Annotated in this window: 11 protein-coding genes, 1 pseudogene and 1 riboswitch; of the genes and pseudogenes, 6 read left to right on the forward strand and 6 right to left on the reverse strand. The window is 34.0% G+C overall.

The features are described 5' to 3' along the window. Positions 1–220: 220 nt before the first annotated feature. Positions 221–336: riboswitch (FMN riboswitch) on the reverse strand. A 185-nt stretch (positions 337–521) separates the two neighbouring features. From BBG48_RS02605 to BBG48_RS02630, 6 genes and pseudogenes are all read left to right on the forward strand, one after another. Further along, positions 522–1,787 carry an RNA-binding domain-containing protein gene (locus BBG48_RS02605; protein WP_068912508.1) on the forward strand — a complete coding sequence of 422 codons (1,266 nt, stop codon included), beginning with the start codon at positions 522–524 and terminating at the stop codon, positions 1,785–1,787. A gap of 215 nt (positions 1,788–2,002) precedes the next feature. Continuing rightward, positions 2,003–3,433 (forward strand): MATE family efflux transporter, encoded by a 1,431-nt coding sequence (locus BBG48_RS02610; RefSeq protein ID WP_158527894.1) that lies wholly within the window; start codon positions 2,003–2,005, stop codon positions 3,431–3,433. 26 nt (positions 3,434–3,459) lie between these two features. Further along, on the forward strand, positions 3,460–4,356 hold the full coding sequence (locus tag BBG48_RS02615; protein WP_068912510.1) for an alpha/beta hydrolase: 897 nt from the start codon (positions 3,460–3,462) through the stop codon (positions 4,354–4,356). Positions 4,357–4,420: 64 nt separating this feature from the next. Further along, positions 4,421–4,638, forward strand: a pseudogene (locus tag BBG48_RS11560) ((4Fe-4S)-binding protein). A gap of 198 nt (positions 4,639–4,836) precedes the next feature. Beyond that, complete coding sequence (locus BBG48_RS02625) at positions 4,837–5,151, forward strand: TIGR04076 family protein (RefSeq protein ID WP_068912511.1); 315 nt, start codon at positions 4,837–4,839, stop codon at positions 5,149–5,151. A 181-nt stretch (positions 5,152–5,332) separates the two neighbouring features. After that, the gene (locus BBG48_RS02630) at positions 5,333–6,793 is read left to right on the forward strand and encodes an alanine/glycine:cation symporter family protein (protein WP_330410063.1); all 1,461 of its coding nucleotides are present in this window, start codon (positions 5,333–5,335) and stop codon (positions 6,791–6,793) included. Positions 6,794–6,881: 88 nt separating this feature from the next. On the opposite strand, the gene BBG48_RS02635 is transcribed toward BBG48_RS02630, so the two are convergent. Genes BBG48_RS02635 through BBG48_RS02660 form a run of 6 tightly spaced genes read right to left on the reverse strand, consistent with a single transcriptional unit; the run spans position 6,882 to position 13,084 of the window. Continuing rightward, complete coding sequence (locus BBG48_RS02635) at positions 6,882–7,826, reverse strand: transketolase family protein (protein ID WP_068912513.1); 945 nt, start codon at positions 7,824–7,826, stop codon at positions 6,882–6,884. Next, positions 7,819–8,664, reverse strand: coding sequence for a transketolase (locus BBG48_RS02640; RefSeq protein ID WP_068912515.1), 846 nt, complete (start codon positions 8,662–8,664; stop codon positions 7,819–7,821). Before BBG48_RS02640 ends, BBG48_RS02635 begins: the two co-directional genes overlap by 8 nt. Positions 8,665–8,678: 14 nt before the next feature. Continuing rightward, the gene (gene xylB / locus BBG48_RS02645) at positions 8,679–10,169 is read right to left on the reverse strand and encodes a xylulokinase (RefSeq protein WP_068912517.1); all 1,491 of its coding nucleotides are present in this window, start codon (positions 10,167–10,169) and stop codon (positions 8,679–8,681) included. A 2-nt stretch (positions 10,170–10,171) separates the two neighbouring features. Next, positions 10,172–10,576, reverse strand: a complete 405-nt coding sequence (locus tag BBG48_RS02650) for a VOC family protein (RefSeq protein ID WP_068912518.1) — start codon at positions 10,574–10,576, stop codon at positions 10,172–10,174. 7 nt (positions 10,577–10,583) lie between these two features. Beyond that, positions 10,584–11,546, reverse strand: a complete 963-nt coding sequence (locus tag BBG48_RS02655; RefSeq protein WP_068912520.1) for an ABC transporter permease — start codon at positions 11,544–11,546, stop codon at positions 10,584–10,586. An 11-nt stretch (positions 11,547–11,557) separates the two neighbouring features. Beyond that, a complete protein-coding gene (locus tag BBG48_RS02660; protein WP_068912522.1) occupies positions 11,558–13,084 on the reverse strand; it encodes a sugar ABC transporter ATP-binding protein in 1,527 nt (508 codons plus the stop codon).

Here is a 13,084-nt window from a genome sequence, read left to right on the forward strand (position 1 = left end):
GTACTTCAAAAACATTACCACAGGAATGTTGATAAATACTACCATAATATATGATAGTGCAGAAAGCATAGCAAGCATTACTAATTTTTTAGTTTCGATTTTCATATCTATAATATCCTTAAATTATAAATAAAAAAACACCGGACAAGGAATTTTGTCTGGTGATAAGCAAAATAAAATTTTGCAATGCGAAATAAAGATATTAAAACTTTATCAGTTATAAAATCTTCTTCCGTCCAGACTTTACTGTTGGTTTTGGAATTTCACCAAATCGTGCCGATTAAGGCTCGCGGACTATACCGCCAGTTGGGAATAATACCCACCCTGAAGACTTATTTTTTACAAAGATATTATACCACTTGAGGGACAATATTACAACAATATAATTAAAAATTTAATAAAAACAATATCATAAAATATAAATGCAATTAATAATATATTTTCGCAGCAAAATGCAACGTAAAAAAATACGTTGCATTTTTGCGTTGCATTTGATACAATTTATATGCGGAGGTGAAACGATGAACCTTAGAGAAACATATAATTTAGAATTCAAATCCAAGTTAACTGATACCTTTTTAAAAACTGTAAGTGCATTTGCAAATTACAATGATGGTGCAATTATTTTTGGAGTAAATGATAATGGAGAAACCGCAAACTTACATGATTTAAAAAAAGTTGCGTTAGATATAGAAAATAAGATAAATGATAGCATAGAGCCAAGACCGGATTACAAGATAGATATTGACGAAGAAAATGGTAAAGTTATTTTAAAAGTATTTGAAAGCGAATTTAAACCATATTTATTAAAAAATAAAGCTTATATGAGAAGAGATTCATCAAGTTTACCTGTTGAAGACAGGGATGAATTAAAAAGACTTATATTAAGTGGCACTAGTCAAAGCTTTGAAGAATTGCCTGCAAAAACAGTAAATCTCACCTTTAATGTATTAGAAAATGCTCTAATAAAGAGCTTGAATATTGAGAAATTAAGTATGGACAATTTAAAAACCTTAGGTCTATATACAGACAAAAAAGGATATAATATAGCTGCGGAGTTAGTTGCAGACAAAAATTCTTTCAGATTGATTGACATTGTTAGGTTTGGAAGTGATATAAATGTACTCAAAGAAAGAGTTCAACTAGATGGAATTTCTATTTTATCAGCTTATGAGCAAGCTATTGAAGTGTATAGAAGATATTATCAATACGAAAAAATTGATGGGGTAATTAGGTCTAGGGTTGAAAAAATTCCGGAAGATGCCTTTAGAGAAGCTATAGCTAATGCACTTGTTCATAGAGATTGGAGCATACAAGCTGCTATTAGGATTTCAATGTTTGACGATTATATAGAAATAGCCTCACCTGGTGGTTTGCCTATTGGTATAAGTGAGCAAGAGTATGTAAATGGGCAAGTTTCTATTTTAAAAAATGAGAAAATTGGTAGCTTATTTAACAGATTAGGATTGATTGAAAGATTTGGAACAGGTATAAAAAGAATTAGATACACTTATAGAAATTCATTAAAAAAGCCAATTTTTAAGGTTTATCTCAATTCTATAATGATACATTTGCCAATAATTATGCAAGAAATAAGTGGACTTAGTAAAAACTCTTCATATTTATTAAATTTTATGAAAAATGATGAGCCGCTAACTAGGCTACAACTAGATAAACTGAGTGGATTTGAAAAAACAAAAACCTTGAGAGCTTTAGAAGAACTAATAAATGAAAGTTTTATCAGGAAAATCGGCAAAGGAAAAGGAACGAAATATATTAAGAATTAATTAAAAGTGCAACGTAAAAAAATACGTTGCATTTTTATGAAGCAAATGTATCGAAAAAATTGTTTTTAAAGCTATAAAACAATTACTGCACTTATAAATTAACACTTCATTAAAATTTTGTGCAGTGTTTTTTCTTTATGAAAATTAAAAAATTTAGTATAATAAAAAATCAAAGAGAAATTATAATTAATGTTGGAAAATTTTGGGGATTATATATGCTTTCAAGCTTTAATATAAAAAGTACAAATTTTTTATCACAAAGACCGGATGATTTTGTAGGGGGTCAATTTTTTAGGCAATCATTTCGCTTGATGATACCGGTGGTATTTCAGAACTTGATTTCTAATATGATAAATCTGCTAGACACTTTGATGATTGAGCGTTATGGACATGGACAGGTGACTATTGACGCTTTAGCGGCGGTGGGGTACAGTAACCAGCTATATTTTTTATTTTATATGGTCTGCTTTGGACTTTGCTCAGGGGGCGGAGTTTTTATTGCCCAGTATTATGGGGTAAAGGATATTAAAAGAATTCGTTCAACCTTTGGGTTTGTAAGTGCTATTGCAGTTATTTTGTCGTTAATATTTTTTGTAATTGCATTTTTCTTCCCGATGTCTTTTTTGCATATTTTTTCAGGTAATGATGAGACCTTTCAGATGGCTGAGGGTTATTTAAAAATAGTTGCTTTTTCATATTTGTTTAATGCGGTGTCAATTTCCATGAGTATTTCATCACGTTCGGTACAACAAGCCGCTATTCCTACTGTTGCCAGTTTGGTTGGACTTTTTGCTAATTTTTTCGGTAATTATATTTTTATTTTTGGAAATTTTGGTATGCCAAGTCTTGGTGTAAATGGAGCTGCCATAGCTACGCTAAGTGCAAGGATTTTGGAATTTTTAGTAATGCTTGCACTTGTATATTGGAAAAGGGAAATCCTAGCTGGAACTATTTCAGAGTTTAAAAATTTTACGAAAAATTTTATATCAGAGTATGTAAAAATCTCTGTACCGGTTGTACTAAATGAGTCTATTTGGAGTCTTGGAATGTTTATGTATAGCGTGGCTTACTCAAAACTGGGAGCATCGGCTGTTGCAAGCGTGCAGATTGCAACTGTTGTCACAAATTTATTGGCGATTTTTTTATTTGGGCTGGCTAATGCCTGCGGTGCTATGGTAGGGGAACAGCTTGGACGAAATCACAAGCATATGGCTGCTTATTATGCACTTATATTTGGCAGGCTTTCTTTTGTGACGGGTATAATTGTCAGCGTTTTGCTGGTGATACTATCTTTTTTCTTGGATTATTTTTTGCAGTTGGACGCTGATACGTTGAACTCTATTCAAAAAATATTATGGGCAAAAGCTTTTTGGCTACCACTTGTAGCATGGGATACTACACTAATAGTAGGAATACTTAGGTGTGGAGGAGATACAAGGTTTTCATTAATGCTGGATATAGGTGTGGTATGGATTGTAGGAGTGCCTTTGGCATTTGCAGGAGCGGCATTATTTAAGTTACCTATATACTTAGTTGTAATGATTGTTGGTATTGAGGATTTGTTTAGATTTATAATCGGGGTAAAAAGATTTTATTCTGAAAAATGGATTAAGAAAATCATTTCTAACAATGGAGAGTTTGTATAAAAAAGTTTATTGAACAGGAGGGAAGTTTGACGACGCCTATTCTTAATGACTATTTAAATACAAGGGATGGATTTAAGTTGTCCTATGCTTATTTCCCTAAAGAAAATGCTAAGGCAATAGTACAGCTAATTCCGGGAGCGTTGGAATACAAGGAAAGATACTTTGAGCTGATAGATGTGTTAAATGAAAACGGGTATACATGTATAATTAGTGACACAAGAGGGCATGGTCATTCTGTAAGCGACAAATATCCATTTGGTCATGTAGATAATGCAGGTGAGGTTTTGCAGGATTTGAACCTAGTGACTGATTATGCAAAAAATTTGCAACCAAATTTGCCAGTAGCTCTGCTGGGACATTCTCTTGGTTCGCTGTTGGCTCGTAATTATCTAATGCAAAATGATGATAAAATAGATTTACTACTTTTATTAGGTACAGTTGCTCCAGTTTCTATAATTAACATAGGAATAATTATAAGCAAGCTTGCGATGCTTTTTACAGGGGGAAATTATGGACATTCAAGGATTATCAGTGGACTTTCGCCAATGAATAAGCCACCGGAAAAGTGGATTGCATACAATAAGCAGTATTTATTGGATAGAAATAGTGAATACCTGATGAAATTTAACTTTGATAACGGAGCATGCTACTCAACGCTTGAGCTTGTAAGAAATCTTGCTCAGCCAAAACGTTACCAAGTAAAAAATCCATCTGTGCCTATTTATTCCTTTTCAGGTAAAGACGACCCAATAACAGGAGGAGAAAAGGGTCTTGAAAACACAAAAAATGCTCTTAGCAAAATAGGCTACAAAAATTTTTACAAAAAAGTCTACCCAAACATGATGCACGAAATTATCAAGGAGGAAAATAAAGCGGTGGTATTTCAAGATATAGTCAAGGTGTTGGATGAGCATTTTGTTTAAAATTTTTATTCTTGTATAATAAATGTATTGTAAAGTGATGTAAAAAAATTAAATGAGGTGTGCTATGTCAGACGAAACTAGAGTATATGAAAACGATGAAAGAAAAGTGCTTTGGAAGGCGGCAAAGTGCCAACATTCCGGCAACTGTGTAAATGGTAATCCGAAAGCGTTCAATCCGAAAAAAAGCCATGGATTGCTTTAGATGGCACAAGTGGTGAAAAAATAGCTAAAGTAATAGACAATTGCCAGTCAGGAGTTCTTAGCTACGAAATGAAAAGATAATGTTAATGGGCAAAGAAATTTATTATAAAAATCCAAATAAAAGTACGGCAGTTATAGAGGTAAATCTGTAACAGCCGTATTTTTGCGTAGGCTAAAAACAATTATAAACCTGTACTATATTTGCGTACAACTTTGTATTGAAATTTTAGAACTATAGTGATATAATACAATCTCGTAATATAAAAAATTGGAGACAAAATGAAAAAAGTAAAAATAACAGTAATGAAAAGAGCGGTGCATAAGGATTTAATTGATTTATATGAAAATCCAATAAGTAATCCATGTGATATGCAAATAGGGGCAGAATTTTTTTCAAATGGATATGAAAAACCTGTCGAGCTTTGTGAAAGTGCGTGGGAAAATCTTTCAAAATATGTTTTCGCATTATCTTCTGGCGGGCAAGATTTTTTTGACGGGTGGATGAAAGAACCAAAATCTGCAATGATATCATGTAATGATGGTTTTAGACCGGTATCATTTTTATTGGAAATAATGAACGGTGATTTATACTAACTTACATAAGAAAATGTAGTATTAGTTTTAATTATAAAAATTTTTGCATGAGGTAGTAGCATAAATTTCTTTTTAATATTTATGCTACAATTTTCAAAGTAATTTAGTATTAGATTAGATAATTTTTGTATTAATCAACTTTATATATTTTGATTTGCAGTTTTGCAAATAGGGGGAAATTTTGCAGGAGAAAATTTTAGCTATAGTAAAAAGTATAAATGAGTTGCTTTGGGGACCTCCAATGATGGTAGCATTGGTTGGGTTTGGTCTAGTATCCACTATCTACCTTGGCTTTGCACAGCTAAAACGAATAAAACTAGGCTGGAATGAGTCGTTTGGTAAGATTTTTCATAAAAAAGATAGCAAGGAGGGTTCTCTTTCATCGTTTCAGGCATTAGCTACATCCATTGCTGCCCAAGTGGGTACAGGTAATATTGGCGGTGTAGCTGCAGCTATTTCATCAGGTGGACCTGGTGCAATGTTTTGGATGTGGGTTACAGCACTTGTGGGTATGTCTACGATTTTTGTAGAGGCAACTCTTGCTCAAAAATATAGAAAAAAAGATAAAAACGGTCAACTTGTTGGAGGACCTGCATATTATATAAGCCAAGGTTTTGATAATAAAGGGATGAAAACTTTTGGGAAAGGTCTGGCAAAAATTTATGCAGTTTTAATTGTATTGGCACTTGGTTTTATAGGAAACATGGTTCAGTCTAATTCTATAGCTACTTCTGTAAATACAGCCTTTGGTATTCCAACTATTGCAGTTGGAGTAATTATTGCGATTGTATCTGCACTAATTTTTATTGGCGGAATGCAAAGGATAGGAAAATTTGCAGAATTAGTTGTACCGTTCATGGCTTTATTTTATATAATTGGGTCTTTGGTTGCTATGTTTATATTTAGAAGTCATATTATACCTACAATTTCTTTAATATTTAAAGAGGCTTTTACATTCCACGCTGTCGCAGGTGGAGCAGTGGGATATTCTATAAAAAGTGCTATAAGATATGGTGTTGCAAGAGGATTGTTTTCTAATGAGGCTGGACTTGGCTCTACTCCAAACTCTCACGCAGTAGCAGATGTATCTCACCCTGTAGTCCAAGGCTCAGTTGCCATGGTTGGAGTATTTATTGATACAATAATTATCTGTTCAGCTACAGGCTTGGTAGTAATAGCAACCGGAGCTTATCAATCAGGAGCACAGGGAGTTATGATTACAATGAACGCATTTTCTGAGATGTTTGGAAATTATGGCTCTAAATTCGTTGCGAGTGCATTAGTATTTTTTTCATTGACTACAGTGATTGGCTGGTACTATTTTGCGGAAAATAATATTAAATATTTATTTAAGTCAGACAATGTAGATAAAGTGTTTAAGGTCATGGTGGTAGTATTTATTTTATCAGGTTCAGTGCTAAAAGTGCCTCTTGTATGGGAGCTGGCAGATATGTTTAACGCAGCTATGGCTATACCAAATATAATAGGGCTAGTGGTATTGTTAAATGAAGTCAAGCAAATGAATGAAGATTATGAAAAACAATTAAACTTAGGAAAAATCCCTCAGTATCACTATGTATACGAACAAAAATATAAAAGGGCAAATGGAGTAAATGAAAAAGTTTTTGGAAAGATGATTTAATAATAAAACCTAAAATAACACAATAAAAACCACGCCAATTTGACGTGGTTTTTATCATATTTGTATTGGGAGGATGGTTTTACAAAATTTAATTAGATTTTAACAAATCTTTAACGTTTGAGACTATATTATCACAAGAAATTTGGTATTCCTTTTTTAGATATTCAAGCTTACCAACTTGCCCATATCTATTTTGTATGCCAACTCTTTTCATTTTTACGGGATACTTTTCACTTAGCAGTTCTGCTACTGCTGAACCAAGACCGTTTATAACGCTATGGTTTTCACAAGTCACTATCTTTCCTGTTTTTTTGGCAGAAGATAAAATTATATCTTCATTCAATGGTTTTATTCTAAAGGCATCGATTATTTGTGCATCTATTCCAATTTTTTTTAATAGTGCATGAGCTTTTAATGCCTCATTTACTTCTATACCTGCCGCTATAATTGTGACATCCTTGCCCTCTTTAAGCACCTTAGCTCCTGACTCAAATGTTTCTGTGACTTCATATATATAAGCCTCCGGCTCTTTTCTAGCTGTTCTTATATATGTCAGCTCTTTGTTTTCATAAGCCTTTGTAAGGAGATATTCAAATTGAACTGGGTCGCAGGTGTCATATATTTTCATATTTGGTATAACTCTAAATGTAGATACATCTTCAAATGTCATATGAGTACCGCCGTTATGCTCTGCTGTAACCCCTGCATCAGAGCCGACTAAGCACGCACTAAGCTGAGCGTAGCCAAGAGAAATGAAAACTTGGTCCATCGCTCTTCTTGTGATAAATTGTCCGAAGGAATGTGCAAAGGCATATCCGCCAGCCAAATTTATACCGCCGGCAACTCCAATCATATTTGCTTCCATAATGCCTAGGTCGACATAGTTTTTTCCCATCGTTTGTTTTAATTTTGATGTTGACATAGAGCTGCTCAAGTCAGCCTCTAAAGCGTATACGTTTTTATCTTTTTCGTATAATTTTTCTATGGTTTGGGCGTATACTTTTCTCATTTCAATTTTTTTAAAATTAGTCATTTAATAACCCCTTTTCCATAAGAGCTTGTTCAAGTTTTTTAACTGTTTCGTCCATTATTTTTTTGCCCTCATCGCTTAGTCTGACGTGATGATTGTCAAGCATATTTGCGATGTAGTCAACCTTTGCTCCTTTTATAGTATCAAGTATTATGCAAACCGGTTTGTCTGAGTTTTGTTTTTCGCATAATGCTTTTTTTATTTGCTCAACGTCATTTCCGTTTACTTTGCAGGTGTCAAAGCCAAAAGCTTTAAACTTTTCTTCCAAATCAAGCATATCACATATATCTTTAGTATAGCCGTCCAATTGTTTTTTGTTATCGTCAACAAAAACTGTCACATTATTTAATTTTTGATGAGACGCAAACATAAATGCCTCCCAGCACTGCCCTTCGTTTAGCTCTCCATCTCCTACTACTATATAAACTTTATTTTGCATATTTTTTGATTTTAAGTAATAGGCTACTCCCATGGCAACAGACACGCCTTGACCTAATGAGCCTGTAGTCATGTCAACGCCTTTTACCTTGTTTCTATCAGGATGTGAGGGCAGGTTTGTGCCGTTGGCATTTAGAGTCATCAATTCTTCTTTATCAAAAAATCCGGATAATGCCAATGTAGCATAGTAAGAAGGACCAGCGTGTCCTTTTGATAAGATAAAATAATCTCTGTCTGTACTATGTGGATTTTTAGGGTCGAATTTCATTACTTCACCATAAAGCACTGCTAATACCTCAACTATGGATAATGCTCCGCCGTAATGCCCATAGCCTAGGTTGCCAAGCTCCTTTAAGGTATAATATCTTATTAAATCAGCAAAATCGCTTAATTCTTTTTTCATCGTTGTTCTCCAATTTAGATTTGTAATTTTGGAAAAATATCCTTGTTTGTTTCATATACTTTTTTAAATAGGTTCACATTTTCTTCGTAATATTCAGCATTTTCTTTGATTGGATATACGGGAGAGTCATTGAGCTTGATTAACACCTCGCAAGCTTGTTTTATTGATGAGAAATATCCTTTGCCATATGCACCCATAATTGCAGCACCAAGACAAGCTTGTTCCGATACGTTTGTGGTGTATACAGGTAGATTAAGCATATCTGCTTGGATTTGTTTCCACGTCACTCCCCTAGAGCCGCCCCCTGAAGAAATGATTTTTTTGCAGCCTATATTCATTTCTTTGAAAATTTCCATGGAAAGTTTTAGATTATATATAATCCCTTCCATTACTGCTCTAATCATGTCATTTTTTGAGTGTTTCATACTAAAGCCTATAAACATAGCTCTAGCTGATGGGTTTACAAATGGGGTTCTTTCTCCTGCTAGGTACGGTAGACAAATTAAACCTTGAGAGCCCACTTTTGACAAGCCTGAGAGTTTATCCATTTGTTCATACGATAAACTGTTGTCTAGGATATTTTCTTTTAACCACTTTAAAACATTTCCACCATTTAGTGTGCCCGACTGCATATACCACAAGTCTTTTTCAACGTAGCACCAAGTCTGAAGGACCATATTTTTGTCTACTATGGGCTTTTTTAATGCTGTGGCTAGTTGAGAGGCTGTACCGATGTTGCAGGTAAAAATATATTCATCAATAATACCGTTTCCAAGTAGCTGCATTGCAGAGTCTCCGCCTCCAGCAGCAATGTAGACATTTTGTTTTAATTTGAGCTTATCTGCCAGCTCTTTTTTAAGATTACCGGCATTTTCATAAGGTCTTATTACTTTTGGCATTATTTTTTTTGGAAACTCCAATAGGTCAAGTAATGTTTCACTCCACACTCTATCTTTTATTGAATAGCATAATGTGGCGGATGCGTCAGTTTCATCAGCTAGGGTTTCGCCAGTGAGGTAATATCTTATATAGTCTTTTGGACTGATTACTTTGTTAATTTTATCAAAATTTTCTTTTTCATTTTCTTTCATCCAAAGTAGTGAGCAAACCAACATTCCTGCTGCTGGTTTGTTTAGCAGCTCTTGATATAAATCATTTACTCTAGCGATTTTTTGTATAAATAGACATTCTTGCTTGGTTCTTTGGTCCATCCAAATAATTGCAGGTCTTATTACATCTCCCTTTTCATCTAGGGGTACTAGACCGTGCATTTGACCGGAAAAGCCTATAGAGATAATTTCGTTTATATTACATTTTTTTGATATGTCAAATAGAGCATCTTCAAGGGCGTTGCACCAATCCTTCGGGTCTTGCTCGGCATATCCTATTTTTTCTATATTAACTTTATATTGTCTGTTAGCGACAGCTATTGTATCGCCTAGTTCATTTACAACAAGAACCTTTAGTGACGATGTGCCTAAATCTATTCCTGCAAAAAGTGGCATAGTTATTTCCCCTTTAAAGTCTTACTAAAAAATTCTATTTCTACAAGATTAGGGTCTTGTATAAGCATAGTATAGTATCCTAATTTTTTTACAAAAGAAGGTTGTTTGATTATGCTAATATCATTTTCAGTCAATTTTGATGTTAATTCATACATATTATCTGTCTCAAAACATATATGTCTATATGCTCCAACTTGTTGGTGTTGGTTGGCAAAAGCTATTTTATGTTGATACTCAATAAGCTCTAGTCTTATACCATTTCCCAAGTCGAAGTAAAATAGCTTGTGGTCATCCATGTCAATGAAGTCAAGCTTAGGCAGACCTAATATTTTTTCATAAAACCACAGGCTTTTTTCTATGTCTACCGTATTAATTGTAATGTGATTAATTGATTTTATATAATTCATATTGTGCCTACTTGACTATAATATCTGTATTAATTTTATCAGAGCTCATGAATATAGCTATTATAACTAAGCTGCCAAAGACGATTTGCTGCCAAAATGCACCGACACCAATTACGTTTAATCCGCTTTGTATTACTATAACTAACAAAACACCTATTAAAGATTTTAATACGCTGCCTGAGCCTCCGGCAAGTGATGTGCCACCAAGTGCGACAGCTGCTATACAAAGTAGACCTAGTGGGTCACCTATAGCTGGCAGACTACTTCTCAGTTTAACTGCATAGAAAAATCCTGATAATGCACTTAAAACACCACAAATAACAAAAGCGTACAATTTTGCCTTTTCTATTTTTAATCCCATCATTTTGGCAGCGGGTTCATTTGCACCGCAGGCAAAAATACTTCTTCCAAGCACTGTTCTTTTTTCAATGAAATAACATATAAGAAGTATTATTATGGCTATTATAAAATATATTGGGATTACTCCTAATTTAAATTTTGACCAAGCTAAAACTCCCCATTGTTTAATAGGTATACCTTTAGGTCTACCGCCGGAAAGAATAAGTGCAAAGCACTTAAATATAGCTGAAGTACAAAGTGTGGCAATAAATGAAGGCACTTTTAGTTTTGTAAATACAAGTCCGTTTACTAATCCGGCAAAAAGACCAAAAGCCACGACTGGGATTAAAACCATAAGCCCATAGTCGCCTATGTATAATCCTGTAATTACACAAGTACAAGTACAAATAGAGCCTGTCGATAAGTCTATAGAGCCTAAAAGAAGTACAAAAGTTATACCAATAGCCATTAGCAGCAATGGAGCAGTATCGGTAAGTATATTTGTTATGTTATTCATTGCTAAAAAATTAGGATTTAAAAACAAGAATACAATTATTAATACGATTAAGCTAACTATATTTAGATATTTATTTACACTTCCAAATTTATTTTTTAAGTCATTTGTATTCATACTTTCACCTCCTATAGCATACATTTAACAATATCTACTTGGTCAGGCTTATTATCGGCGGAGCAATCAAATACACCACTAATAAGACCATCTTTAAGAGCAATTATTTTGCTTGAAATGCCGATGCTTTCGTCCAATGTATCACCTAGTAAAATTACTGCCATACCTTTATTGGTGATAGTTCTAATAAGGTCATATATTTCTTCTTTTGAGCCGATATCCACACCACGGGTAGGGTGGTTAAGTATTAGTATCTCTGCCTCTGAATTGATAGCTCTTGCAAATACAACCTTTTGAGCATTTCCACCGCTAAGATGGAGCATCATTTCATTTGCACCGTTTGTTTTAATTGCTAGAGTATCAATCCATTTTTTAGCAACTTCATCTTGAGAGGATTTTGGTAAAATTCCAAATTTTGATATTTTGTTTAAGCTTGACAGCATCATGTTTTCTTTTACACAAAGAGTGCCTATCATACCCTGAGTTCTTCTTTCCTTTGGAATAGATAGGATGCCATTATTTAATGCGATTGACTGATTTTTTATATTGATATTTTGACCTTTTACAAATATTTCTCCGCTAGTGGCATGGTCTTCACCTACTAAGATGTCACACAGCTCCTCTTTTCCTGAGCCTTCTACTCCACATATTCCCAGCACTTCACCTGCGTGAAGAGAAAATGATATATCTTTAAATACTCCAAACTTGGCTAAATTTTCTACTTTTAATAATTCCTTATCCATATCAGGTACAGTCTGTTTGTTAACTTTGTAGTATTCTCCTGTGGTGTTTCTGCCTACCATTTTTTCGTATAGTATAGCTTCATTTGCATCCTTTTTTTCCATCATGCCAACTTGTTTTCCATCTTTGAAAATATAAATTCTGTCGGAGATTTCCATTACTTCGTCCAGTCTGTGAGATACAAATACCACTGAATTACCTTGAGATACAATTTTTCTTATTTGCTCAAAGAGCTGCTTTATTTCCGCATCGTTTAATACTGAGGTTGGTTCGTCCAACAAGATAATTGACTTTCCGGGAGATTTTGATACAATATTGAATATTTTTGCAATCTCAACCATTTGTCTAGCAGCAAAGCTTAAATTCATGACCAGTTCGCTTGGTTTAATATTATTTATACCAATCTCTTCTAAGACAGCCTTTGCATCATGCTCCATTTTTGACCAATTTACTATGCCAATGTGTCTATATTGGTATTCTTTTCCTAAGAAAATATTTTGTGCGACGGTAAGATTTCTTATCAAGGATTGCTCCTGAAAAACCATACCGATACCCATATTGTTTGCTATGACAGGACTGCCCCCTATGTATTGCTGAGAATTTATATACATATTGCCGGCACTGGCACGTTCCACACCTGATATTATCTTTAGCAAGGTAGATTTACCAGCTCCATTTTCGCCAATAAGTCCAATTATTTCTCCGGGATATATTTGCATATCAATGTCTTGTAAAACTGTATTAGTTCCATAGGTTTTGCCTATACCCTTTGTTTCAAACAAAACTTGCTTTTCCAT

The sequence above is a fragment of the Criibacterium bergeronii genome (assembly GCF_001693775.2).
In the GTDB taxonomy this organism is placed as follows: Bacteria; Bacillota; Clostridia; order Peptostreptococcales; family Filifactoraceae; genus Peptoanaerobacter; species Peptoanaerobacter bergeronii.

Excerpts from the sequence above, each read along its gene's own strand:
- BBG48_RS02610 (WP_158527894.1), top strand. The coding sequence starts at position 2,003 with ATGCTTTCAAGCTTTAATATAAAAAGTACAAATTTTTTATCACAAAGA.
- BBG48_RS02655 (WP_068912520.1), bottom strand. The coding sequence starts at position 11,546 with ATGAATACAAATGACTTAAAAAATAAATTTGGAAGTGTAAATAAATAT.
- BBG48_RS02640 (WP_068912515.1), bottom strand. The coding sequence starts at position 8,664 with ATGAAAAAAGAATTAAGCGATTTTGCTGATTTAATAAGATATTATACC.
- BBG48_RS02650 (WP_068912518.1), bottom strand. The coding sequence starts at position 10,576 with ATGAATTATATAAAATCAATTAATCACATTACAATTAATACGGTAGAC.
- BBG48_RS02625 (WP_068912511.1), top strand. The coding sequence starts at position 4,837 with ATGAAAAAAGTAAAAATAACAGTAATGAAAAGAGCGGTGCATAAGGAT.
- BBG48_RS02635 (WP_068912513.1), bottom strand. The coding sequence starts at position 7,826 with ATGACTAATTTTAAAAAAATTGAAATGAGAAAAGTATACGCCCAAACC.
- xylB (WP_068912517.1), bottom strand. The coding sequence starts at position 10,169 with ATGCCACTTTTTGCAGGAATAGATTTAGGCACATCGTCACTAAAGGTT.
- BBG48_RS02605 (WP_068912508.1), top strand. The coding sequence starts at position 522 with ATGAACCTTAGAGAAACATATAATTTAGAATTCAAATCCAAGTTAACT.
- BBG48_RS02660 (WP_068912522.1), bottom strand. The coding sequence starts at position 13,084 with ATGGAAAAGCAAGTTTTGTTTGAAACAAAGGGTATAGGCAAAACCTAT.